The following is a 23,281-nucleotide window of genomic DNA, read 5'->3' on the forward strand; positions in this document are numbered from 1 at the left end:
TCACGGCAGCGGGCCGCGCCGGGCGCGGCCCGGCGTCGGGTCCAGATAGACCCGGCCGACCAGGGGCAGGGCCGCGCGCAGCCGCCGCTCGGCCTGCTCGCACGTCCATTCGATCCGGGCGGCGCTCGCCCCGTCCCGGAGGTCGACCTTCGCCGCCACCAGCGCCTCCCGGGGCCCCTGCACCAGCGTGACCAGCTCCAGTACGTCCTCGATGTCGTCCAGGGCCAGCAGCTCGCGCCGGATCAGCTCCCGGGCGGCGGGCGGCAGCGGGCGGCCGATCAGCAGCTCCGCGTTGGACCGGCCCAGCACCCAGGCGACGTACAGCAGCAGCGCGCCGATGCACAGCGAGGCGACACCGTCCCAGACGCCCGAGCCGGTGAGCTGGCCGCCGAGCAGGCCGCCCGCCGCGAGCAGCAGGCCGACCAGGGCGGCGGAGTCCTCCATGACGACGGCCTTGACGGCGGTGTCGGCGGTGCGCCGGAACCAGCGGCGGAAGGGCACCGCGAGCCGGGCGGCCTCGCCGCGCGCCTGGCGCAGACCCGTGCGCAGCGAGAAGCCCTCCAGCAGGAAGGCCACGGCGAGCACCAGGTACGCCACCAGCGGATCGCCCGGCTCCTCGCCCGCGACCAGGGTGTGCACGCCGTCGTAGAGGGAGAAGACCGCGCCGCCGACGAAGGTGGCGACGGCGGCCAGCAGCGCCCAGATGTAGCGCTCGGGGCCGTAGCCGAGGGGGTGCTCCTCGTCGGCGGGGCGCTCGCTGCGCTTGAGCGCGGTCAGCAGCAGCACCTCGGTGACCGTGTCGGCCACCGAGTGCGCGGCCTCGGACAGCATCGCGCTGGATCCGCTGAGCACGCCGGCGACCGCCTTGGCCAGCGCGATGCCCAGGTTGGCGAGGGCGGCGACGATCACCGTGGTGGTGCTCTCGCCGCCGCCCCGCCGTGCCTGTGGGCCGTCCTGGTCGTCCTGGTCGGTCTGCGCCATGCCCCTCAGTGTTCCCGGGGTTCCCGGGGAACGCGCACCACGCCTTCCTGGATCACCGTGACGGCCAGCCGCCCGTCCTGGGTGTGGATACGGGCCTGCCCGAGCCCGCGCCCGCCGGACGCCGACGGCGAGACCTGGTCGTACAGCAGCCACTCGTCGGCGCGGAAGGGCCGGTGGAACCACATCGCGTGGTCCAGGGAGGCCCCGACGACGTCGCCGACCGCCCAGCCGCCGCGCCCGTGGGCGAGCAGCACCGAGTCGAGCAGCGTCATGTCCGAGACGTAGGTGGCGAGGACGACGTGCAGGAGCGGGGTGTCGACGTCGCCGTCGAGCTTGCCGTTGGCCCGGAACCACACCTGCGAGTGCGGCTCGCGGGGTGTGCCGTAGTCGCCGTACGGGGGTTCGCCGACGTAGCGCAGGTCGACGGCCTCACGGGTCTCCAGGAGCCGTTCGACCACCTCGGGCGCCAGATGGCCGTAGCCGCGCAGCCGCTCGGCGGAGGTGGGCAGGGTCTCCGGGTCCGGCGCGGGCGGCATGGGCACCTGGTGGTCCAGGCCCTCCTCGTACGTCTGGAAGGACGCCGAGAGGTGGAAGACCGGCTGCCCGTGCTGGACCGCGACCACCCGGCGGGTGGTGAAGGAGCGGCCGTCGCGGATGCGGTCCACCGTGTAGACGATGGGCGCGCCGGGGTCGCCGGGGCGCAGGAAGTAGGCGTGCAGCGAGTGCGCGTGCCGGTCGGCGGGGACCGTGCGCCCGGCGGCGACCATCGCCTGCGCCGCGACCTGCCCGCCGAAGACGCGCGGGACGACGGCCGAGCGGGAGCGGCCCCGGAAGATGTCCTGCTCGATCCGCTCCAGGTCGAGCAGATCGAGCAGGGACCGCAGTGCCGTGCTCACGGGTCCTACAGGCCCATGTTCTTGGCGATGATCGACTTCATGATCTCGCTGGTGCCGCCGTAGATCCGGTTCACGCGGTTGTCGGCGTACAGACGGGCGATCGGGTACTCGTTCATGTAGCCGTAGCCGCCGTGCAGCTGGAGGCAGCGGTCGATGACGCGGTGGGCGACCTCGGTGCAGAACAGCTTGGCGGAGGCCGCCTCGGCCGGGGTCAGCTCGCCGGCGTCCAGGGCCTCGGTCGCCCGGTCGGCGACGGCCTCGGCCGCGTCCACCTCGGCCTGGCAGGCGGCCAGCTCGAACTTGGTGTTCTGGAAGTGGGCGACCGGCTTGCCGAAGACGGTGCGGTCCTGGACGTAACTCTTGGCGAACCGGACGGCGGCCTTGGCCTGCGCGTAGGCGCCGAAGGCGATGCCCCAGCGCTCGGAGGCCAGGTTGTGGCCGAGGTAGGAGAAGCCCTTGTTCTCCTCGCCGAGCAGGTCCTCGGCCGGGACCTTGACGTCGACGAAGGCCAGCTCGGCGGTGTCGGAGGTGCGCAGGCCCAGCTTGTCCAGCTTGCGGCCGACGGAGTAGCCCTCCGACTTGGTGTCCACCGCGAACAGCGAGATACCGAAGCGGCGGTCGTCCTCCCTGGGCGCGGAGGTGCGGGCGCAGACGATGACCTTGTCGGCGTGCACACCGCCGGTGATGAAGGTCTTGGCGCCGTTGAGCACGTAGTGCGTGCCGTCCTCGGAGAGCTTGGCGGTGGTCTTCATGCCCGCGAGGTCGGAGCCGGTGCCCGGCTCGGTCATCGCGATGGCCCACATCTCCTCGCCGGTGACGAACTTCGGCAGGTACCGCTTCTTCTGCTCCTCGGTGGCCAGCATCTTGATGTACGGCAGGGCGAGCAGCACATGCACGCCGGAGCCGCCGAACTGCACGCCCGCGCGCGCGGTCTCCTCGTACAGGACGGCCTCGAACTTGTGGCTGTCCAGGCCCGCGCCGCCGAACTCCTCGGGCACGTTGATCCCGAAGACGCCCAGCTCGCCCAGCTTGTAGTAGAAGTCCCGGGGGGCCTGCCCGGCCGCGAACCACTCGTCGTACACCGGTACGACCTCGGCCTCGATGAAGGCGCGGAGGGTCTCCCGGAACGCCTCGTGATCCTCGTTGAACACCGTACGGCGCACGCCGCCCACCTCCGCGACCTCGACTGTCTAAGCGCTTGCTCACACAAACGTACCGACGAGTACGAGGCCAGTAAAGGGCCGGGCCGGTAACGCTCGTCACGCGGGAGCGTGAGGAGCGCAGGGGGAGCACAGGGGGAGGAGTGACGGAGGGCGGGGCGCGGCCCGCCGCCCGGGGCGCCCCGCTCAGTCCGGGGCGCCCCGCTCAGTCCGTCGCGGGCGACGCCGCCGAGGCGAACGCGCCCCGCGCCATCCGGTGCAGCAGCTCCCCCATCGGCCCCCGCCCCGGCAGGGTCCCGCGCCGCCCCAGGTGCGGGGTCGAGTTCAGCAGCCCGAACACCGAGTGCACCGCCGAGCGCGCGGCGGACTCCGCCAGGCCGGGGTGGACCCGGCGGACCACCTCCACCCACAGCTCGACGTACTGCCGCTGGAGCTGGCGCACCAGCTTGCGGTCGCTGTCCCGGAGGCGGTCCAGCTCGCGGTCGTGCAAGGTGATGAGGGAGCGGTCGTCGAGCGCGAAGTCGATGTGCCCCTCGATGAGCGAGTCGAGGACCGCCTCCGGCCCCGCCGACCCGTCCGCCTCCGCCAGCCGCCGCTTCGCCCCGGTCAGCAGCCGCCCGCTGATGCCGACCAGCAGCTCCGCGAGCATCGCGTCCTTGCCGGGGAAGTGCCGGTACAGGCCGGGTCCGCTGATGCCCACCGCGGCGCCTATCTCGTCGACGCCGACGCCGTGGAAGCCGCGTTCGGCGAAGAGCCGCGCGGCCTCCCTGAGGATCTGCTCGCGGCGGGTGGGGGCGTCGGTTCGCGTGGCCATGAGAACAATTCTAGACAGCGGCGTTAGCGGTCGTTAACCTGAGGGAAATGGGTTAACGCTCATTAACAGTGGATCACTGGGTGAGGGGACCGCGAGGATGCAGGAGGCACCGGAGCTGACGAGCGCGGCAGACCCCGCGTCGGAGGCCTGGCGGGCCAACGAACAGGCGCACCGGGCGCTCGTGGAGGAACTGCGCGGCAAGCTGGCCGCCGCCCGGCTGGGCGGCGGGGAGCGGGCGCGCGAGCGCCACACCGCGCGCGGCAAGCTGCTGCCGCGCGAGCGCGTGGACACCCTCCTCGACCCCGGCTCGCCCTTCCTTGAGCTGGCACCGCTGGCCGCCGACGGGATGTACGACGGGCAGGCCCCGGCCGCCGGCGTCATCGCGGGCATCGGCCGGGTCAGCGGACGTGAGTGCGTGATCGTCGCCAACGACGCCACCGTCAAGGGCGGGACGTACTACCCGATGACGGTCAAGAAGCACCTCAGGGCGCAGGAGGTGGCCCTGGAGAACCGGCTGCCGTGCCTGTACCTGGTGGACTCGGGCGGCGCCTTCCTGCCGATGCAGGACGAGGTCTTCCCCGACCGGGAGCACTTCGGGCGGATCTTCTACAACCAGGCGCGGCTGTCGGGCGCCGGGATCCCGCAGATCGCCGCGGTGCTCGGCTCGTGCACGGCCGGCGGGGCGTACGTCCCGGCGATGAGCGACGAGGCGGTCATCGTCCGCAACCAGGGCACGATCTTCCTGGGCGGCCCGCCGCTGGTGAAGGCGGCCACCGGCGAGGTCGTCACCGCCGAGGAGCTGGGCGGCGGCGAGGTGCACGCGCGCACCTCCGGCGTCACCGACCACCTCGCCGAGGACGACGCGCACGCGCTGCGCATCGTGCGCACCATCGTCTCCACCCTCCCCGCGCGCGGGCCGCTGCCCTGGGAGGTCACCGCCCCCGCAGAGCCCAAGGCGGACCCGTACGGGCTGTACGGCGCGGTGCCGGTGGACTCCCGCACCCCCTACGACGTGCGGGAGATCATCGCGCGCGTGGTGGACGGCTCCCGCTTCGCCGAGTTCAAGGCCGAGTTCGGGCAGACCCTGGTCACCGGCTTCGCCCGGATCCACGGCCACCCGGTCGGCGTCATCGGCAACAACGGCATCCTGTTCTCCGAGTCCGCCCAGAAGGGCGCCCACTTCATCGAGCTGTGCGACCAGCGCGGCATCCCGCTGCTGTTCCTGCAGAACATCTCCGGCTTCATGGTGGGCCGCGACTACGAGGCGGGCGGCATCGCCAAGCACGGCGCCAAGATGGTCACGGCGGTGGCGTGCACCCGGGTGCCCAAGCTGACCGTGGTCGTCGGCGGCTCCTACGGCGCGGGCAACTACTCCATGTGCGGCCGGGCCTACTCCCCCCGCTTCCTGTGGATGTGGCCCAACGCCAAGATCTCCGTGATGGGCGGCGAGCAGGCCGCCTCCGTGTTGGCTACCGTCAAGCGCGACCAGCTCGCGGCGCGCGGCGAGGAGTGGTCCGTGGAGGACGAGGAGTCCTTCAAGGCCCCGGTGCGCGCCCAGTACGAGCGCCAGGGCAACGCCTACTACGCCACCGCACGCCTGTGGGACGACGGCGTCATCGACCCGCTGGAGACCCGGCAGGTGCTGGGCCTGGCCCTGACCGCGTGCGCCAACGCCCCGCTGGGTGACCCCCAGTTCGGCGTCTTCCGGATGTGAGGGGGACCTGCTGACCATGTTCGACACAGTTCTGGTGGCCAACCGCGGCGAGATCGCCGTCCGTGTCATCCGCACCCTGCGCGCCCTGGGCGTGCGCTCGGTGGCCGTCTTCTCCGACGCCGACGCGGACGCCCGCCATGTGCGCGAGGCCGACACCGCGGTGCGCATCGGCCCGGCGGCCGCGGCCGAGAGCTATCTGCGCGCCGACCGGCTCCTGGAGGCCGCCGCCCGCACCGGCGCCCAGGCCGTCCACCCCGGCTACGGCTTCCTCGCGGAGAACGCGGAGTTCGCCCGCGCCTGCGAGGCGGCCGGCCTGGTCTTCATCGGACCGCCGGCCGACGCGATCTCCCTGATGGGCGACAAGATCCGCGCCAAGGAGACGGTCGCGGCGGCCGGGGTGCCGGTGGTCCCCGGCTCCAGCGGCTCGGGCCTGAGCGACGAGCAGCTCGCCGAGGCGGCCCGCGCCATCGGCATGCCGGTGCTGCTCAAGCCCTCGGCGGGCGGCGGCGGCAAGGGCATGCGGCTGGTGCGCGAGGAGGCGCTGCTCGCCGAGGAGATCGCCGCCGCCCGCCGCGAGGCCCGCGCCTCCTTCGGCGACGACACCCTCCTGGTCGAGCGCTGGGTGGACACCCCTCGGCACATCGAGATCCAGGTCCTGGCCGACGGACACGGCCGGGTGATCCACCTCGGCGAGCGCGAGTGCTCGCTCCAGCGCCGCCACCAGAAGATCATCGAAGAGGCGCCCAGCGTGCTCCTCGACGAGGCCACGCGCGCGGCGATGGGCGAGGCGGCCGTGCAGGCGGCCCGCTCCTGCGGCTACCGGGGCGCGGGCACGGTGGAGTTCATCGTGCCCGGCGGCGACCCGTCCGCGTACTACTTCATGGAGATGAACACCCGCCTCCAGGTGGAGCACCCGGTCACCGAGCTGGTCACCGGGCTCGACCTGGTCGAGTGGCAGCTGCGCGTCGCCTCCGGCGAGCCCCTGCCGTACGCGCAGGAGGACATCACCCTCACCGGGCACGCCGTGGAGGCCCGGCTGTGCGCGGAGGACCCCGCGCGCGGCTTCCTGCCCTCGGGCGGCACCGTGCTGCGGCTGCGCGAGCCGCAGGGCGACGGGGTGCGCACCGACTCCGGGCTGAGCGAGGGCACCGAGGTCGGCAGCCTGTACGACCCGATGCTGTCCAAGGTGATCGCCTACGGCCCCGACCGCGCCACCGCCCTGCGCAGGCTGCGCGCGGCCCTCGCGCGGACGGTCACGCTGGGCGTGCCGACCAACGCCGGGTTCCTGCGCCGGCTGCTGGCCCACCCGGCGGTCGTGGCGGGCGACCTGGACACCGGCCTGGTGGCACGGGTGGTGGACGAGCTGGTCCCCGCCGGCGTGCCGGAGGAGGTGTACGAGGCCGCCGCCGCGGTCCGCCTCGACGCGCTGCGCCCGAAGGCCGGCGGCGCGGACGGCTGGACCGACCCGTTCTCCGAGCCGAGCGGCTGGCGGCTGGGCGGGGAGCCGAAGCCGGTGTCCTTCTGGCTGCGGGCGGCCGACCCGGTCGCGTACACCCCGCGCGGCAGCCAGACGGTCGACGGCGACACGGTCTCCGTCACCCTCGGCGGCGTCCGCCACACCTTCGAGCGGGCCGGTGACTGGCTGGGCCGCGACGGCGACGCCTGGCACGTGCGCGACCACGACCCGGTGGCCGCCTCCCTCACCCGCGCGGACCGGGCGGGCGCCGACTCGCTGACCGCGCCCATGCCCGGCACGGTCACGGTGGTGAAGGTGGCCGTCGGCGACGAGGTGGGCGCCGGACAGAGCCTGGTGGTGGTCGAGGCGATGAAGATGGAGCACGTCATCTCCGCCCCGCACGCCGGGACCGTCACCGAGCTGGACGTCTCCCCCGGCGCGACCGTCGCCATGGACCAGGTGCTCGCGGTCGTCGCCCCGCGCGAGGAGGACACCGCCGCCCCGGCCGCGCTGCCCGACGAGGAAGGGACGGTGCGGTCATGACCGCCCCCGAGGCCCTGCCCATGGTCGTCCCGGCCCCCGACCTGCCGCAGCGGGTCAGGATCTACGAGGTCGGACCGCGCGACGGCCTGCAGAACGAGAAGCTGACCGTGCCCACCGAGGTCAAGGCGGAGTTCATCCGCCGGCTGGCCGGCGCGGGCCTGACGACGATCGAGGCCACCAGCTTCGTCCATCCGAAGTGGGTGCCCCAGCTCGCCGACGCGGAGGCCCTGTTCCCGCTGGTGCGCGACCTGCCCGGCGCCTTCCCGGTGCTGGTGCCCAACGAGCGCGGCCTGGACCGCGCCCTGGCGCTGCACGCGGACCGGGTCGCCGTCTTCGCCAGCGCCACCGAGTCCTTCGCCCGCGCCAACCTCAACCGGAGCGTGGACGAGGCGCTGGCCATGTTCGAGCCGGTGGTGCGGCGCGCGAAGGACGCGGACGCGCGGGTGCGCGGCTATCTGTCCATGTGCTTCGGCGATCCCTGGGAGGGCGCCGTCCCGGTCCACCAGGTCGTCCGGGTCTGCCGGGCGCTGCTGGAGATGGGCTGCGACGAGCTGAGCCTCGGCGACACCATCGGGGTCGCCACCCCCGGCCAGGTCCTGGAGCTGCTGGCCGCGCTGAACGAGCAGGGGGTGCCGACCTCCGCGCTCGGTGTGCACTTCCACGACACCTACGGCCAGGCGCTCGCCAACACCCTGGCCGCGCTCCAGCACGGCGTCACCACCGTCGACGCCTCCGCGGGCGGCCTCGGCGGCTGCCCGTACGCCAAGTCCGCCACCGGCAACCTCGCCACCGAGGACCTGGTGTGGATGCTGCGGGGCCTCGGCATCGACACCGGGGTGGACCTCGGCCGTCTCGTCGCCACGAGCGAGTGGATGGCCGCGCACCTGGGCCGCCCGAGCCCCTCCCGTACTCTCCGCGCCCTCTCCCACAAGGAGCAGTGATCGACGATGAACCACCGCCTCACCCCCGAGCTGGAGGAACTGCGCCGCACCGTCGAGCAGTTCGCGCACGACGTGGTGGCGCCCAAGATCGGCGACTTCTACGAGCGGCACGAGTTCCCGTACGAGATCGTGCGCGAGATGGGCCGCATGGGCCTGTTCGGGCTGCCGTTCCCCGAGGAGTACGGCGGCATGGGCGGCGACTACCTGGCGCTCGGCATCGCCCTGGAGGAGCTGGCGCGGGTCGACTCGTCCGTGGCCATCACCCTGGAGGCGGGCGTCTCGCTGGGCGCCATGCCCGTGCACCTGTTCGGCACCGAGGAGCAGAAGCGGACCTGGCTGCCGCGGCTGTGCGCGGGCGAGATCCTGGGCGCGTTCGGGCTGACCGAGCCGGACGGCGGCTCGGACGCGGGCGCGACCCGCACGACGGCCCGGCTGGACCCGGACACCGACGAGTGGGTGATCAACGGCACCAAGTGCTTCATCACCAACTCCGGCACGGACATCACCGGCCTGGTCACGGTCACCGCGGTCACCGGCCGCAAGAGCGACGGCAGGCCCGTGATCTCCGCGATCATCGTGCCGTCCGGCACCCCCGGCTTCACCGTGGCGCCCGCCTACTCCAAGGTCGGCTGGAACGCCTCGGACACCCGCGAGCTGTCCTTCACCGACGTCCGGGTCCCGGCGGCCAACCTGCTGGGTGAACAGGGGCGCGGCTACGCGCAGTTCCTGCGGATCCTGGACGAGGGCCGCATCGCCATCGCCGCGCTGGCCACCGGCCTGGCCCAGGGCTGTGTGGACGAGTCGGTGAAGTACGCCAAGGAGCGGCACGCCTTCGGCCGGCCGATCGGCGCCAACCAGGCGGTGCAGTTCAAGATCGCCGACATGGAGATGAAGGCCCACACCTCGCGGCTGGCCTGGCGCGACGCGGCCTACCGGCTGCTGGCCGGCGAGCCCTTCAAGAAGGAGGCCGCCCTCGCCAAGCTGTACTCCTCGACGATCGCCGTCGACAACGCCCGCGACGCCACCCAGATCCACGGCGGCTACGGCTTCATGAACGAGTACCCGGTGGCCCGGATGTGGCGCGACTCCAAGATCCTGGAGATCGGCGAGGGCACCAGCGAGGTCCAGCGCATGCTGATCGCCCGGGAGCTGGGCCTCACGAGCTGAACCGGCGCGGGAGGGCCGCCGGGGTCCCCGGCCCCACCCCTGGACAGGCAGTGAGGTTAGGCTAACCTCCCCTGGACCGGCCCGGCGGCCTCCCGCCCTGTTCGAAAGCAGCCACATCCATGTCCCACGCCCGTGCCACCACCCTCACCCGCCGCGGCATCCTCGCCGCGGGCGGCGCCCTCGGACTCGGGGCCGCGCTCGCGGCCTGCGGCAGCGAGAAGGCGAAGGACGGGGGCTCGGGCGACGGCACGGGCGCCGGGAAGTCCGGCCCCTGGACGTTCGAGGACGACCGCGGCCGGACGGCGAAGGCCGGCAAGGTGCCCTCGTCCGTCGTCGCGTTCGTCGGCGTCGCCGCCGCGCTCCACGACTACGGCGTCCCGGTCAAGGGCGTCTTCGGCCCGACGACCACCAAGGACGGCAAGCCGGACGTGCAGGCCGGCGACCTGGACGTCACCAAGGTGACCGTGCTGGGCAACGAGTGGGGCCAGTTCAACATCGAGAAGTACGCGGCCCTCTCCCCCGACCTCCTCGTCTCCACGATGTTCGACAGCGCCGGCACCCTCTGGTACGTCCCGGAGGAGCAGAAGAAGAAGATCCTCGCGCTGGGCGCCCCGACGGTCGGCATCTCCGTCTACGACCGCCGGCTCACCCAGCCGCTGGAGCGGATGCGGGCGCTCGCCGGGTCGCTCGGCGGCGATGTCACCAGCGAGCAGGTCAAGCAGGCCAAGAAGCGCTTCGAGGACGCCGCGGCCCGGCTGCGCGCCGCCGCCAAGGCCAAGCCCGGCCTCAAGGTGCTGGTCGGCTCCGCCAGCCAGGACCTGTTCTATGTCTCCGGCAGCAACCTCTCCATCGACCTGGAGTACTTCAAGGCGCTCGGCGTGGACCTGGTCGAGCCCCCGGAGAGCGCCAAGAAGCAGGGCGGCGGCTGGTACGAGTCGCTGAGCTGGGAGAACATCGACAAGTACCCGGCCGACATCATCATGATGGACAACCGCACCTCGGCCATCCAGCCCGCCGCGATCACCCAGGCCACCTGGAAGAAGCTCCCCGCCGTCAAGGCCGGCCAGGTCATCGCGCGCAACCCGGAGCCGATCCTGTCCTACGACAAGTGCGTGCCGCTCCTCGACGACCTGGCCAAGGCTCTGGAGACGGCGAAGAAGGTCGCCTGACCGCCGGGGCCGCCGACGCTCACGCGCCGCCTTCACAGGGCATATCGAGTTAGGTTAGGCTTACCTCAGTTGACTGCGGGCGCCCCGGAGACGGTCCTCCGGGGCGCCCGTGGTCCGCCGCCGTCCGCGCCGGTCAGGTCAGCCGTCGGTCCAGGGCACCTGCGGCGAGCGGTGGTAGCCGATGCCCAGGGCGTCCCAGCGCGGCGCCTGCGCGGCGAGCCGGACCTTGTAGGTGTCCCAGTCGTGCGTGGCGGCGGGCGACCAGCCGAGTTCGGCGGCGCCCGGCAGCCTCGGGAAGGCCATGGTGTCCAGCTGGGCCGAGGTCGACAGGGTCTCCGACCACAGCGGCGCCTCGACACCCCGCACCGCGGACGCGGGCGCCCCCGGCAGATAGGCGGCCGGATCCCAGTCGTAGGAGCGCCGCACCTCGACGTACCCGGCCCAGGCCAGGCCCAGCGGGAAGTCCTTGGTGTACTTCATGTCCAGGTACACCCGGTCGGCCGGGGAGAGGATCAGCCCGGTGCCGTGCCGCGCGGCCTCGGCGACCTGGGCCTTCTCGGCGGCGCTGGTGGAGTCCAGGCCCCAGTACTGGGCGAGCGCGCCCGGGGCCGGGGTGGCGCCGGTCAGCTGGTGCCAGCCGATGACCGTCTTGCCGTACTTGGCGACGATCGGCTGCACCCGGTTCATCAGCGTCGCGTAGTCCTCGTGGCTGGTGGAGTGCGCCTCGTCACCGCCGATGTGCAGATAGCGGCCGGGGGTGAGCGCGGCCAGCTCGCGGATCACGTCGTCCACGAAGTCGTACGTCACCTCCTTGGGCGCGCACAGCGAGCTGAAGCCGACCTGGGTGCCCGTGTAGAGCGGGGGCGCCACGCCGTCGCAGTTCAGCTCCGCGTAGGAGGCGAGGGCCGCGTTGGTGTGGCTGGGCATGTCGATCTCGGGCACGACCTCCAGATAGCGGGAGGCGGCGTAGCGGACGATCTCCCGGTAGTCGGCCTTGGTGTAGTGGCCACCCGGTCCGCCGCCCACCTGTGTGGAGCCGCCGTAGGCGGCCAGGCGCGGCCAGGAGTCGATGGCGATGCGCCAGCCCTGGTCGTCGCTCAGGTGCAGATGCAGCTCGTTGATCTTGTACAGGGCGAGCTGGTCGATGTAGCGCTTGACCTGGTCGACGGTGAAGAAGTGCCGGGCGACGTCCAGCATGGCGCCCCGGTAGGCGTAGCGCGGGGTGTCGCGCACGGTGCCTCCGGCGACCAGCCAGGGACCCCGCTGCACGGACTTCTTCTCGACGGCGGCGGGCAGCAGTTGCCGCAGGGTCTGCACACCGTGGAAGAGCCCGGCCGGCTTCGCCGCGGTGATCGTCACCCCGCGGGCGTCGCTGTCCAGGCGGTAGCCCTCGGCGCCGAAGGGGCCCTGGGCCAGCCGGAGCCGGATGCCCGCCGTGCCGTGCGTGGTCAGCGGCAGCCGGTAGCCGGTGGCCGGGCGGAGCAGTCGCGCGAGATAGGTGCCGACCTGGCGCGCCTCGCGGGAGCCGTCGACGCGGATGCGGGTGCCGGACGTGATCCGGTACGGGGGCCGGCCCGGCTCGACGGCCGCCGGGGCGGGGATCACCTGGCTCAGCGGGGTCGCGGCGGGCGCCGCTCCCCCGCCGGTGCGGCCGGCCGGCGCGGCGCCGACGGCGAAGGCGCCGGCCGCCGTCACCAGCAGCAGCGCACCCAGGACGCGCCCGGCGCGCGGGGCCCGGCCGGTGGCGGAGGTGGGGGTGGCGTGGGGCGTGGGGGTGGTTCGGGTGGAGAGGGACTTGCGGAGAGTCGTACTGCGGTGCCGTCTCACATGCGCTCCCTTCACACTCGGATCAGTACCGACCACTCTCCCGCACGGCGGTGAAAGAATCACCCCATGGCGGAAATCATCCAGAAGGACGGCGCCTGGGCGTTCGACGGCGACGCGCTGCGGCTGACCCCGGGGCGCGACCGGAACATCAGCGTGCTGCGCCGGACACTGGGTGAACTCCGCGTACCGCTGCGGGCGTTGGCCGGGATCTCGTTCGAGCAGGGCAAGCGGGCCGGACGGCTCAGGCTGCGGCTGCGCGACGGCGCCGATCCGCTGCTGCACGCCACCGGTGGCCGGCTGGCCGAGCCGCACGACCCGTACCAACTGCTGGTGGAGCCCGACCGGTTCGGCGTCGCCGAGTACGTGGCCGACGAGGTCCGCAACGCGCTGCTGCTGGAGCAGGTGCCCACCGGTCCGGTGACCAAGTATCTGCTGCCCGGCCCGGCCGTGCCGCTGTCGGTGTCCGCCGGGGACGGCACGGCGAGCTTCGACGGGGAGCGGATCCGGCTGGAGTGGAACTGGAAGACGGAGGACGCCAAGGCCGCCGCCGGTCCGCGCGTCCTCACCCCGGCCGACCTCACCGGGGTGGAGTGGCTGCCCGCCGCCGGGCTGGAGAACGGCCATCTGCGGCTGGCCGTGCGCGGCGCCCCCGACGCCACCCCGCCCAAGTACGACCCGAACGCCGTCGAGCTGTGGGGCTTCAAGAAGGACCCGCTGATGGCGCTGGTCGCGGCGGCGATCCAGGCCCGGCTGCCGCATCCGGCCGCTGCCGCCGCCTTGGCGCCGGGTCCGGACGCGGCCGGCGCCGACGTCGGCGCCGACGGCCCGGCGGTGCTCGGCACCGGACGGGCGGCCCCGCACGGCGCGCCGCCCGCCGAGGACGAGCACGACGCGCTGCTACGGCGGCTGCGGGAGCTGGGCGAGCTGCACCGCTCGGGGGTGCTGACCGAGGAGGAGTTCGCGCTCGCCAAACAGGCGGTCCTCAAGCGCATGTGAGCCCGTGCGCCCGAGGACCGCCCGCGGGTGCCGGGGCCCTACTTGGCGCGGCGCGACACCGTGAAGTGGTCGACCTGCGCGCCGGTCTCGGCGATGCCGCGCACCGTCAGCGTGGCCTGGCGGCCCCGGGAGGCCGGGGTGACGTCCACGCGCAGGAAGGAGTAGTCGAGGTAGCGCACGCGCGACCAGTCGACGGTCTCCTTCTGCCGGGCGCCGTCCTTGAGGCAGACGAAGGAGGACACCGCGTCGATGTCCTTCTCGTGGCCCTCGTAGGTCTGGTCGGCGCTGAACGCGTACAGGCTCTTGCCGGCCGCGCCCGCGGTGACGTAGACGACGCCGTCGGTCTCCGGGTAGGCGGTGCCGCCGATCGGGAGCTTCTTGGTGACCTGACCGCGCTTGATCACGTCGGTGCGCTCGTAGACGTGGTTGTGGCCGTTGATGACCAGGTCCACGGTGTACTTCTCGAACAGCGGCACCCACTCCTGGCGCACGCCCCCCTCCGAGGCGTGCGCGGTGGAGGTGCAGTAGGCGCAGTGGTGGAAGAAGACGACGACGAAGTCGACGTCCCGGCTGGCCCGGTACTTCTTCAGCTGACCCTCCAGCCACCGGGTCTGGGTGCCGCCGGAGATGCCGAGGTTGGCCGGGATCTCGAAGGAGATGTCGTTGGCGTCCAGCGAGATGACGGCGGTGTTGCCGTAGACGAAGGAGTAGACGCCGGGCAGGTTCTCGTGATCGGGGCCGTTGTCCGGGAGGGTCCAGCGGGCCTCCTCGCCGCCGTAGCCGTTGGGCGAGTACCAGGCCTCCATGTCGTGGTTGCCGTAGGAGACCATCCACGGGACCTGCTTGGCGACGGACTCGGTCTGGTACAGGAACTGGTCCCAGACGCGGGAGTCGAAGCCGCTGTCGGTGGTCTTGCCCTGGCCGGCCGGGTCGCCGTAGGCGATGTCACCGGCGTGCAGGTGGAAGGCCGGGTCCTGGCCGAGGATCAGCGCGTCGTTGGCCAGGCCGTGGTAGCTGACGCCCTGGTCGCCGAAGGCGGTGAAGGTGAACGGCGCCTTGTGCGAGGGCGCGGTGGTGAAGGTGCCCAGGGTGCCGGCCAGGTGGCGCTCGGCCGGGTCGAAGCCCTGGTGGCCGACGCCGTAGTAGTACGTCCGGCCGGGACGCAGATGGGTGAGCTTGGCGTGCAGGTAGTACTGGGTGCGGTCGCCGCTGGCGCCGACTCCGGCCGGGGTGTAGAGGGTGCGGACCTCGGCGGGTATCTTCCGCGACAGGTCCCAGGGGTGCGCGCCGACCCGGATGAACGGCTTCTTGACGGCGACCGGGACCTGCCAGGAGACGGTGATCTCGGTGCGCGGGTCGTTGCCGAAGGCGAGGTGGCGGCCGAAGGGCGCGACCAGCGCGCCGTCGACGGCACCGGCCGAGGAGGCGGGGGCCGGGGACGCGGTGCGCTGGGCCGGCACCGCGGCCTGCGCGGCGGTGCCCGTCACGAACGCGCCACCCGCGACCGTGCCGAGGGTGACCGCGCCGCCCCGGATCATCGTGCGCCGCGAGAACTTGGAACGCAGGTACTCGTGCTGCTCGGCCATGCTCATGCGCTCGGCGAGCTTCTCGGGTACGCCCATGCGAGGAATGTCCATGGCGTCTGAAAATGGTCCACCGGTGCGACGGCGCGCGGGACGGCAGATGGACGGCACGCGAACAGCGCCTCACCAGCGCTTGAACTGTTGCTTGCCCGATATCGGGCAGGATTCTTGCGAAAGTGATCCCGGTACCCCAGGATCTACCGGGTGCACGACGAACTCGTAGATCATCTGACGCGGTCCACGCCCCTGAGCCGGGGCGAGGCGCTGCGGGTGGTCCAGGACGTGCTCGCCTACTTCGACGAGACGACCGAGGAGTTCGTCCGGCGCCGGCACCGTGAACTCCAGGCACAGGGCCTGGTGAACGCGGAGATCTTCGGACGGATCGCGGCAGACCTGAAGTACCGCGCGGTGGCACCGCCGGACCTCTCGCTGCGGCAACTGCGGCGCATCGTCTACGGCTGACGCCCGCGGCACACGGCCGGGGCACGGCAGTGCCCCGCACGGCACCGGTATGACACGGCACGGCACGGCATCGAGGCGGCGCTCGACACGCGTCGACGCGCATCGACACGGCATCAACTCGGGGAAAAGGGACTTGTATGTGCGGAATCGTCGGATACATCGGGAAGCGTGACGTCGCCCCGCTGCTCCTGGAGGGCCTGCAGCGCCTGGAGTACCGCGGCTACGACTCGGCGGGCGTCGTCATCACCTCGCCGAAGACCCCGGGCCTGCGGATGGTCAAGGCCAAGGGCCGGGTCCGCGACCTGGAGGCGAAGGTCCCCGCGCGCTTCAAGGGCACCGCCGGCATCGCCCACACCCGCTGGGCCACCCACGGCGCCCCCTCCGACGTGAACGCCCACCCGCACATGTCGGCCGACCAGAAGGTCGCCGTCGTGCACAACGGCATCATCGACAACGCCGCCGACCTGCGCCGCAAACTGGAGGCGGACGGCGTGGAGTTCCTCTCCGAGACCGACACCGAGGTGCTCGTCCACCTCATCGCGCGCTCGGAGGCCCAGAAGCTGGAGGACCGGGTCCGCGAGACCCTGCGCCTGATCGAGGGCACCTACGGCATCGCCGTCATGCACGCCGACTTCCCCGACCGGATCGTGGTGGCCCGCAACGGCTCCCCCGTGGTCCTCGGCATCGGCGAGAAGGAGATGTTCGTCGCCTCGGACGTGGCCGCGCTGGTCGCCCACACCCGGCAGATAGTCACCCTCGACGACGGCGAGATGGCCACCCTCAAGGCCGACGACTTCCGTACGTACACCACCGAGGGCACCCGGACGACCGCCGAGCCGACCACCGTGGAGTGGGAGGCCGAGTCGTACGACATGGGCGGTCACGACACGTACATGCACAAGGAGATCCACGAGCAGGCCGAGGCCGTGGACCGGGTGCTGCGCGGACGGATCGACGACCGGTTCGCCACCGTGCACCTGGGCGGCATCAACCTGGACGCCCGCGAGGCGCGCGCGGTGCGCCGGGTGAAGATCCTCGGCTGCGGCACCTCGTACCACGCGGGCATGATCGGCGCCCAGATGATCGAGGAGCTGGCCCGGATCCCCGCCGACGCGGAGCCGGCCTCCGAGTTCCGCTACCGCAACGCGGTCGTGGACCCCGACACCCTCTACATCGCCGTCTCCCAGTCCGGTGAGACCTACGACGTGCTGGCCGCCGTGCAGGAACTGAAGCGCAAGGGCGCCCGGGTCCTCGGTGTGGTCAACGTGGTCGGCTCGGCCATCGCCCGCGAGGCGGACGGCGGCGTCTACGTGCACGCCGGGCCGGAGGTGTGCGTCGTCTCCACCAAGTGCTTCACCAACACCTGCGTCGCCTTCGCGCTGCTCGCCCTGCACCTGGGCCGCATCCGCGACCTGTCGGTGCGCGACGGCAAGCGGATCATCGAGGGCCTGCGCAAGCTGCCCGAGCAGATCTCCGCGATCATGGAGCAGGAGGCGGAGATCGAGGAGCTGGCCAAGACCTACGCCGACGCCCGCTCGATGCTCTTCATCGGCCGCGTCCGGGGCTACCCGGTGGCCCGCGAGGCCTCCCTGAAGCTCAAGGAGGTCTCCTACATCCACGCCGAGGCGTACCCGGCCTCCGAGCTGAAGCACGGCCCGCTCGCCCTGATCGAGCCGGCCCTGCCGACCGTGGCGATCGTCCCGGACGACGACCTGCTGGAGAAGAACCGCGCGGCCATGGAGGAGATCAAGGCCCGCAGCGGCCCGATCCTCGCCGTCGCCCACCAGCCCCAGGAGAAGGCCGACCGCACGATCGTCGTCCCCAAGAACGAGGACGAGCTGGACCCCATCCTCATGGGCATCCCCCTCCAGCTCCTCTCCTACCACACGGCCCTGGCCCTGGGCCGGGACATCGACAAGCCCCGCAACCTGGCGAAGTCGGTGACGGTGGAGTAGACCCCGCCGGGGCCCGACATCACCGGAACGGCCCTCCACGCGCTCGCTGTCGGTGCGTGGGGGGCCGTCGCCGCCGGTGAAGGCCGCCACCGCGAGCAGGACCAGGGAGACGAGGAACAGCCCGTAGGTGCCCTGGGTGAGCGGGTGCCCTCCCGGATGGCGAGCAGTCCGACGACGAACAGGGCGACACCGCCGACATGGTGAGCGATCGTCACGGCGTCGGCGGCCGTGACGGAGTGGACGACCCTGGTGTGTCCGAGGCCGAAGGCCGTCAGGGTGACGAACAGCGCGAGCCGTCCGGCGATCGTGGTGGTGATGCTTCCCGCAGAGACGTCGTTGGCCGCGGCGGGCTCCCTTCTTGCCTGCGCGGTGCGGTGACGGGTGACCGGTATATGCCCTTCACAAGGGCACAATCGCCTTCTGCGCACAGGTAACTTGAGCGTTGAACAAAGGGAGCCGGAATGGCCGGTAGTCGTGGTGTCCGGGCCGCGCCGCTCAGGGGATGACGACGACCGGACGCTGCGCGCGCTTGGCGAGGCGGCCGGCGACCGAGCCGAAGATACGGCCCACGATGCCGTGGGTGGAGCCGACCACGATCGCGTCCGCCGCGTACTCCTTGCCGACCTCTTCGAGTTCGTGGCAGATGTCCCCGCCGCGCTCGACCAGGATCCAGGGGACCTCGGCGAGATACTCCGCGCAGGCCAGTTCGAGACCGAGCACCTCGGTGCGGTGGTCGGGGACGTCCACGAAGACCGGGGGCTCGCAGCCCGCCCAGACCGTGGTGGGCAGCCGGTTGGCCACATGCACGATGATCAGACCGGATCGGGTGCGGTGCGCCATCCCGATCGCGTAGGCGAGGGCTCGCTCGCTGGAGTCGGATCCGTCGAAGCCGACGACGACGCCGTGCTTGAACGCCGGATCGCAGGGATGGCGTGGCTCTTGTGCCGCCAGGGGTTCGGCCGCCGTGGGGTCGGCGACCGGCCGCTTGCGGTCCGCGGGTTCGAAGAATTCGTGACCGGCCATGGCTGTCTCGGCGAGGTGATCCTTTGTCGGGGACGACAATCTGCGGCGGAGCTGTGTCCGGGAATCGTCTTCCCGTCCCCATACCCGCAAGGGTACGGCCGCACTCCTCCTTGGCCCAGATCCCGCGCACTCTCCGTGGCGGTTCACCGGAGCATGCACGACAGCCGCCCGTAACGCAATGGTTGCTGCCCCGTACAGGCGGTTTGCACAGCATTCACTTGCCCCGGCCGCCCGGAACACGTAAGACCGGTGTCTCGACACCGCCCGGGGGGCCGCCGTACCGGTGGCCTCCGGTTCCGTACAGTGACCGACGGATCGAACACGCGTTGAACCCCGTGAGCCGCACCGCCGCAGGGAGCACCGTAGGGAGCACGCCGTGTCCGGACCCCGTACCGCATCCGGAAAACGCCCCTCGCCGCCGGAGCGGCCCGCCGGTGACAGCGCGGGCGACGTGGTCCGCTGGGCCGCCTTCAGCTGTGTCCTGGTTCCGGTGGTGCTGCTCTGGTGCGGCGCCTCGTCGGCCGGCGCCGTCGGCACCGCCCTGGGCCTGGCGGCCGTCACCGCGGCCTGCCGGGCGCTGCTGCGCCAGTCCGAGCGCGGCGCGGCCCGGCTGCGCGCCGAGGAGCGGGCGCCGCACCGCGGCCGCCACCAGCGGACCGGTACGGGCGCCCACCGGGGCGGCCGGCACCTGGGGGGACCGGGCGGACCGGGGGGACCGGGGGGACCGGGAGTGCCCGGAAGACCGGGAGGACCGTGGGGAACGACACCGGTCGACTGACCGGTTTCCATGCACGTGGCCGTATCTTTTCAGCCAACTTCTTGAACGGGCGCATCCCCCGCCCCTGCACCCCCTCAACCCCCGTTTGACCTGCAAGAAAAGGGTCTCAGGGCCCCTGCGCACCCTACGTGGATTGGCCACCGCCACAAGGCGCACTTCCCTGCGCGCTGTGGGAGTGCAACGCTTCGTGATCGAATGCTTCACGCCAAGTTGCCATGTCGACAATGTGCCGGGTGTCGAACTGGTCACCGCGGCACGGCGGGACACAGTAGATTCGATCTTGATGTCTTACGGCGGGGGACTCGTGCAGGACCGAGGGGAAACGTGCAGGAGCGACACAACCGAGGAGCCGCGACCACCGAGGGGGGCTTAGCAGTATGAGCCACGACTCCACTGCCGCGCCGGAAAACGCGGTCCGGAAACTGTCCGGGCGCCGCCGCAAGGAGATCGTCGCGGTGCTGCTGTTCAGCGGCGGCCCCATCTTCGAGAGTTCCATACCGCTTTCGGTGTTCGGGATCGACCGCCAGGACGCCGGAGTGCCGCGCTACCGCCTGCTGGTGGCGGCCGGCGAGGACGGCCCGCTGCGGACCACAGGGGGCCTGGAACTCACCGCGCCACATGGCCTGGAAGCGATCTCACGCGCGGGCACGGTCGTCGTGCCCGCCTGGCGTTCGATCACCGCGCCACCGCCCGAGGAGGCGCTCGACGCGCTGCGCCGGGCACACGAAGAGGGCGCCCGCATCGTGGGCCTGTGCACCGGGGCCTTCGTGCTGGCCGCCGCCGGCCTGCTGGACGGCCGCCCGGCGACCACCCACTGGATGTACGCGCCGACGCTGGCCAAGCGCTATCCGTCGGTGCACGTCGATCCGCGGGAGCTGTTCGTCGACGACGGCGACGTGCTGACGTCAGCCGGCACGGCCGCCGGGATCGACCTGTGCCTGCACATCGTGCGCACGGACCACGGCAACGAGGCGGCCGGCGCGCTGGCCCGCCGCCTGGTGGTCCCGCCGCGCCGCAGCGGAGGCCAGGAACGCTACCTGGACAGGTCTTTACCGGAGGAGATCGGCGCCGACCCGCTCGCCGAGGTCGTCGCCTGGGCGCTGGAGCACCTCCACGAGCAGTTCGACGTGGAGACGCTCGCGGCACGGGCGTACATGAGCCGCCGTACGTTCGACCGCCGGTTCCGCTCGCTGACCGGGAGCGCGCCGCTGCAGTGGCTGATCACCCAGCGGGTGCTCCAGGCGCAGCGGCTGCTGGAGACGTCCGACTACTCGGTGGACGAGGTCGCGGGCCGCTGCGGCTTCCGCTCGCCGGTGGCACTGCGCGGCCACTTCCGGCGGCAGCTGGGCTCGTCCCCGGCCGCCTACCGGGCGGCGTACCGGGCGCGCAGGCCGCAGGGCGAGCGACCGGTCGACGCCGCCGAGGCGCCGCTGGGCGCGGCGGGCCCGGGTGCCGGGACGGCCCAGATCCTGGGCGTCCCGCAGCCCTCCGGCCCGGTGTCCGCGCTGCACCCGGAGGGTCCGCTCCAGCACACGGTCCGCCGGGCACCGGCGGCCCTCTCGGGCAGCCTGCCGGGCCAGCGCAGCGGCGGCTGAGGCACCCCCGGGAAAACCGGGAAACCGGGAAACCGGGAAAACCGGGAAACCGGGGAAGCCGGGAAGCACATACGCCGGTCCGGGGCGGGAGCGCACACACCGCGCTTCCGCCCCGGACCGGTCCGCCCGCATCGGTCCGGCCGGACCGGTGCACGGTCGGTCCGGCCCGCCGCGGCTCGCCGTAAGGTGAGACACATGAACGATCGCATGGTGTGGATCGACTGCGAGATGACCGGCCTCTCGCTGTCCGACGACGCTCTCATCGAGGTGGCCGCCCTCGTCACCGACTCCGAGCTGAACGTGCTCGGCGAGGGGGTCGACATCGTCATCCGCCCGCCGGACGCGGCGCTGGAGACGATGCCGGAGGTGGTGCGTCAGATGCACACCGCGTCCGGCCTGCTGGCCGAACTGCCCGGCGGCACGACGCTCCAGGACGCCGAGGAGCAGGTGCTCGCCTATGTCCGCGAGCATGTGAAGGAGCCCGGCAAGGCGCCCCTGTGCGGGAACTCGGTCGGCACCGACCGCGGCTTCCTGCTGCGCGACATGCCGGCCCTGGAGGGCCACCTCCACTACCGCATCGTCGACGTCTCCTCGATCAAGGAGCTGGCCCGCCGCTGGTACCCGAGGGCGTACTTCAACAGCCCCGAGAAGAACGGCAACCACCGCGCCCTCGCCGACATCCGCGAGTCCATCGCGGAGCTGCGCTACTACCGCGAGGCCGTCTTCGTCCCGCAGCCCGGCCCCGATTCCGACACCGCCAAGGCGATCGCCGCGAAGTACGTCCTCCCTGCTCAGCAGGGCTAGAAGGGTCCCGCGAAGGGGCGCCGCGAAAGTCGTGCGCGAGCACCCCTTCGGACCCTGTACACTTTTTCTCGGCCGGTCGGAGAAGCGAAAGCCTCCTCCACCACCGGTCATGGTGGGTGTAGCTCAGCTGGTAGAGCACCTGGTTGTGGTCCAGGATGCCGCGGGTTCGAGTCCCGTCACTCACCCTCACCGAAGAAGCCGGTGACCCGGGAATCCAGGGTCACCGGCTTCTTCCGTCTCCGCCGCGGACACCCGGGCACGGCCGGCCGGTGCGGAGCGGGCCGGTGCCGTCGGCGGCTCGTCGCGCCCCTCCCCTCAGTCCGGCAGGTTCCCGTCGCCGCCCAGGTTGGCGACCATGCGGCGCAGGACGTCGATCGTGGTCGCGAAGTCGGCCGGGTCGATGCCCTCGTGCGTCTGCCGGTGGACGCGTGCGCCGCGTTGCCTGGCGCGGCCGAGGCCGCTCTCGCCCGCCTCGGTCAGAGTCATGAGTCCCGCGTCCTCCGTGAGCCAGCCGCGGCCGGTGAGGTCGTCGAAGACGGCGTCGAAGTCGGTACCGAGGTCGTCCCACTTCGCCAGCCGCTCGGTCAGTGCCGCGCGGGTCCACCTGCCGGGGGCCCCGGCCACGTGGTTGAGCGTCCACCAGTGCGGCTGTGTGAGGTCCTCCACCGCCAGTTGCTCACGGATGGCGCCGACCACCAGCCGGTAGGCCACGCCGGTCCACGCCCCGATGGGCTGGGCGGCCAACTCCTCCTGCGTGTACTCCTTGAGCGTCGCGCTCATGTGCCTCTGCCTCTCCTCATGCCTCTTGATCGACGGAATACGATGACCGTAGAACCTCAGGTTTGGTCGAGGTCAAGGACCGGGATGTCGTTCCCCGGAGGCTGGAGGGTGCCCCGTGCGTGCCGAGCGTGTCAGTACCGAGCGGCTGGAGCTCGTCCCGCTGCGGGTGGAGCACGCCCGGGAGATGGCCGGGGTGCTGGGTGACCCGGAGTTGTACGGGTTCATCGGCGGGGAGCCGCTGGACGAGGAGGGGCTGGCCGCGCGTTACGAGCGGCTGGTGGGCGGGTCCGGGGAGGCGGGGGTCTCCTGGTGCAACTGGGTGCTGCGGCTGCGGTCCGGCGGGCAGTTGGCGGGCACCGTGCAGGCCACGGTGCACGGCCGGGAGACGGCCGAGATCGCATGGGTCGTGGGGACGGCCTGGCAGGGGCGCGGGTTCGCCTCCGAGGCGGCGCGGGCGCTGGTCGCCCTGCTCGGGCGGGCCGGTGTCGGCACGGTCGTCGCGCACATCCACCCCGGGCACCACGCCTCCGCCGCGGTCGCCACCGCCGCCGGGCTCGCCCCGACCGGGGAGACACAGGACGGCGAGAGGGTGTGGCGGGGGACGGCACCGGCGCCCCTGCGGTGACCGCCGGGGCGC

The 23,281-nt window shown here is 72.3% G+C and carries 19 protein-coding genes, 1 tRNA gene and 2 pseudogenes; 13 read left to right on the forward strand and 9 right to left on the reverse strand.

Annotation, left to right across the window (positions count from 1 at the left end; translation table 11 throughout):
• The 4 genes from A8713_RS11085 to A8713_RS11100 form a co-directional block, all read right to left on the reverse strand.
• Positions 1-981, reverse strand: coding sequence for a cation diffusion facilitator family transporter (locus tag A8713_RS11085; protein ID WP_064533270.1), 981 nt, complete (start codon positions 979-981; stop codon positions 1-3).
• A gap of 5 nt (positions 982-986) precedes the next feature.
• Positions 987-1,877 (reverse strand): acyl-CoA thioesterase, encoded by an 891-nt coding sequence (locus A8713_RS11090; protein ID WP_064533271.1) that lies wholly within the window; start codon positions 1,875-1,877, stop codon positions 987-989.
• 5 nt (positions 1,878-1,882) lie between these two features.
• Positions 1,883-3,040 (reverse strand): acyl-CoA dehydrogenase family protein, encoded by a 1,158-nt coding sequence (locus tag A8713_RS11095; protein WP_064537432.1) that lies wholly within the window; start codon positions 3,038-3,040, stop codon positions 1,883-1,885.
• Positions 3,041-3,242: 202 nt separating this feature from the next.
• Positions 3,243-3,851 (reverse strand): SACE_7040 family transcriptional regulator, encoded by a 609-nt coding sequence (locus A8713_RS11100; protein WP_064533272.1) that lies wholly within the window; start codon positions 3,849-3,851, stop codon positions 3,243-3,245.
• A 97-nt stretch (positions 3,852-3,948) separates the two neighbouring features.
• Here A8713_RS11100 and A8713_RS11105 point away from each other — a divergent pair, with 97 nt between their 5' ends.
• From A8713_RS11105 to A8713_RS11125, 5 genes are all read left to right on the forward strand, one after another.
• Positions 3,949-5,565: a carboxyl transferase domain-containing protein gene (locus A8713_RS11105; protein WP_064533273.1), complete on the forward strand. Its 1,617-nt coding sequence runs from the start codon at positions 3,949-3,951 to the stop codon at positions 5,563-5,565.
• 16 nt (positions 5,566-5,581) lie between these two features.
• Entirely contained in the window at positions 5,582-7,564 is a 1,983-nt protein-coding gene (locus A8713_RS11110) for an ATP-binding protein (protein WP_064533274.1), read from the forward strand.
• Positions 7,561-8,505, forward strand: a complete 945-nt coding sequence (locus tag A8713_RS11115; protein ID WP_064533275.1) for a hydroxymethylglutaryl-CoA lyase — start codon at positions 7,561-7,563, stop codon at positions 8,503-8,505. Before A8713_RS11110 ends, A8713_RS11115 begins: the two co-directional genes overlap by 4 nt.
• 6 nt (positions 8,506-8,511) lie before the next feature.
• Complete coding sequence (locus tag A8713_RS11120) at positions 8,512-9,672, forward strand: acyl-CoA dehydrogenase family protein (protein ID WP_018565684.1); 1,161 nt, start codon at positions 8,512-8,514, stop codon at positions 9,670-9,672.
• A gap of 119 nt (positions 9,673-9,791) precedes the next feature.
• On the forward strand, positions 9,792-10,841 hold the full coding sequence (locus tag A8713_RS11125) for an ABC transporter substrate-binding protein (RefSeq protein WP_064533276.1): 1,050 nt from the start codon (positions 9,792-9,794) through the stop codon (positions 10,839-10,841).
• Between the two features lie 138 nt (positions 10,842-10,979).
• On the opposite strand, the gene A8713_RS11130 is transcribed toward A8713_RS11125, so the two are convergent.
• On the reverse strand, positions 10,980-12,668 hold the full coding sequence (locus tag A8713_RS11130) for a beta-N-acetylhexosaminidase (protein ID WP_443069710.1): 1,689 nt from the start codon (positions 12,666-12,668) through the stop codon (positions 10,980-10,982).
• 66 nt (positions 12,669-12,734) lie between these two features.
• On the opposite strand from A8713_RS11130, the gene A8713_RS11135 reads away from it, so the two are divergent.
• Positions 12,735-13,664 carry a DUF4429 domain-containing protein gene (locus A8713_RS11135; RefSeq protein ID WP_064533277.1) on the forward strand — a complete coding sequence of 310 codons (930 nt, stop codon included), beginning with the start codon at positions 12,735-12,737 and terminating at the stop codon, positions 13,662-13,664.
• A gap of 38 nt (positions 13,665-13,702) precedes the next feature.
• On the opposite strand, the gene A8713_RS11140 is transcribed toward A8713_RS11135, so the two are convergent.
• Complete coding sequence (locus A8713_RS11140) at positions 13,703-15,286, reverse strand: purple acid phosphatase family protein (RefSeq protein WP_173860831.1); 1,584 nt, start codon at positions 15,284-15,286, stop codon at positions 13,703-13,705.
• A 165-nt stretch (positions 15,287-15,451) separates the two neighbouring features.
• On the opposite strand from A8713_RS11140, the gene A8713_RS11145 reads away from it, so the two are divergent.
• A complete protein-coding gene (locus tag A8713_RS11145) occupies positions 15,452-15,709 on the forward strand; it encodes a hypothetical protein (RefSeq protein WP_018565679.1) in 258 nt (85 codons plus the stop codon).
• A gap of 137 nt (positions 15,710-15,846) precedes the next feature.
• Entirely contained in the window at positions 15,847-17,664 is a 1,818-nt protein-coding gene (gene glmS, locus A8713_RS11150) for a glutamine--fructose-6-phosphate transaminase (isomerizing) (protein ID WP_064533279.1), read from the forward strand.
• 63 nt (positions 17,665-17,727) lie between these two features.
• Here the strand turns inward: glmS and A8713_RS34185 are convergent.
• Together A8713_RS34185 and A8713_RS11155 are read right to left on the reverse strand one after the other, a co-directional pair.
• Positions 17,728-18,056: pseudogene (locus A8713_RS34185) on the reverse strand (hypothetical protein); the annotation flags it as partial.
• A gap of 103 nt (positions 18,057-18,159) precedes the next feature.
• A complete protein-coding gene (locus tag A8713_RS11155) occupies positions 18,160-18,687 on the reverse strand; it encodes a universal stress protein (protein WP_018565676.1) in 528 nt (175 codons plus the stop codon).
• A gap of 376 nt (positions 18,688-19,063) precedes the next feature.
• On the opposite strand from A8713_RS11155, the pseudogene A8713_RS11160 reads away from it, so the two are divergent.
• The 4 genes and pseudogenes from A8713_RS11160 to A8713_RS11175 all read left to right on the forward strand — a co-directional run.
• Positions 19,064-19,384 (forward strand): annotated as a pseudogene (locus A8713_RS11160) (hypothetical protein); the annotation flags it as partial.
• A gap of 458 nt (positions 19,385-19,842) precedes the next feature.
• The gene (locus tag A8713_RS11165; RefSeq protein WP_064533281.1) at positions 19,843-21,060 is read left to right on the forward strand and encodes a helix-turn-helix domain-containing protein; all 1,218 of its coding nucleotides are present in this window, start codon (positions 19,843-19,845) and stop codon (positions 21,058-21,060) included.
• Between the two features lie 195 nt (positions 21,061-21,255).
• Complete coding sequence (orn, locus tag A8713_RS11170) at positions 21,256-21,864, forward strand: oligoribonuclease (protein ID WP_064533282.1); 609 nt, start codon at positions 21,256-21,258, stop codon at positions 21,862-21,864.
• A gap of 112 nt (positions 21,865-21,976) precedes the next feature.
• Positions 21,977-22,049, forward strand: a tRNA-His gene (locus tag A8713_RS11175).
• Between the two features lie 130 nt (positions 22,050-22,179).
• Here the strand turns inward: A8713_RS11175 and A8713_RS11180 are convergent.
• Complete coding sequence (locus tag A8713_RS11180; protein ID WP_064533283.1) at positions 22,180-22,644, reverse strand: hypothetical protein; 465 nt, start codon at positions 22,642-22,644, stop codon at positions 22,180-22,182.
• 115 nt (positions 22,645-22,759) lie between these two features.
• On the opposite strand from A8713_RS11180, the gene A8713_RS11185 reads away from it, so the two are divergent.
• Positions 22,760-23,269, forward strand: a complete 510-nt coding sequence (locus A8713_RS11185) for a GNAT family N-acetyltransferase (protein WP_064533284.1) — start codon at positions 22,760-22,762, stop codon at positions 23,267-23,269.
• Positions 23,270-23,281 lie beyond the last annotated feature (12 nt).

Origin of the sequence: Streptomyces sp. SAT1 (assembly GCF_001654495.1) — a bacterium.
Lineage (GTDB): Bacteria > Actinomycetota > Actinomycetes > Streptomycetales > Streptomycetaceae > Streptomyces > Streptomyces andamanensis.

Bases quoted from the DNA above. Each gene is read 5' to 3' on its own strand.
- A8713_RS11085 (WP_064533270.1), bottom strand. From the start codon at position 981: ATGGCGCAGACCGACCAGGACGACCAGGACGGCCCACAGGCACGGCGG.
- A8713_RS11100 (WP_064533272.1), bottom strand. From the start codon at position 3,851: ATGGCCACGCGAACCGACGCCCCCACCCGCCGCGAGCAGATCCTCAGG.
- A8713_RS11105 (WP_064533273.1), top strand. From the start codon at position 3,949: ATGCAGGAGGCACCGGAGCTGACGAGCGCGGCAGACCCCGCGTCGGAG.
- A8713_RS11110 (WP_064533274.1), top strand. From the start codon at position 5,582: ATGTTCGACACAGTTCTGGTGGCCAACCGCGGCGAGATCGCCGTCCGT.
- A8713_RS11115 (WP_064533275.1), top strand. From the start codon at position 7,561: ATGACCGCCCCCGAGGCCCTGCCCATGGTCGTCCCGGCCCCCGACCTG.
- A8713_RS11120 (WP_018565684.1), top strand. From the start codon at position 8,512: ATGAACCACCGCCTCACCCCCGAGCTGGAGGAACTGCGCCGCACCGTC.
- A8713_RS11125 (WP_064533276.1), top strand. From the start codon at position 9,792: ATGTCCCACGCCCGTGCCACCACCCTCACCCGCCGCGGCATCCTCGCC.
- A8713_RS11135 (WP_064533277.1), top strand. From the start codon at position 12,735: ATGGCGGAAATCATCCAGAAGGACGGCGCCTGGGCGTTCGACGGCGAC.
- A8713_RS11140 (WP_173860831.1), bottom strand. From the start codon at position 15,286: ATGGGCGTACCCGAGAAGCTCGCCGAGCGCATGAGCATGGCCGAGCAG.
- glmS (WP_064533279.1), top strand. From the start codon at position 15,847: ATGTGCGGAATCGTCGGATACATCGGGAAGCGTGACGTCGCCCCGCTG.
- A8713_RS11155 (WP_018565676.1), bottom strand. From the start codon at position 18,687: ATGGCCGGTCACGAATTCTTCGAACCCGCGGACCGCAAGCGGCCGGTC.
- A8713_RS11165 (WP_064533281.1), top strand. From the start codon at position 19,843: ATGAGCCACGACTCCACTGCCGCGCCGGAAAACGCGGTCCGGAAACTG.
- orn (WP_064533282.1), top strand. From the start codon at position 21,256: ATGAACGATCGCATGGTGTGGATCGACTGCGAGATGACCGGCCTCTCG.
- A8713_RS11180 (WP_064533283.1), bottom strand. From the start codon at position 22,644: ATGAGCGCGACGCTCAAGGAGTACACGCAGGAGGAGTTGGCCGCCCAG.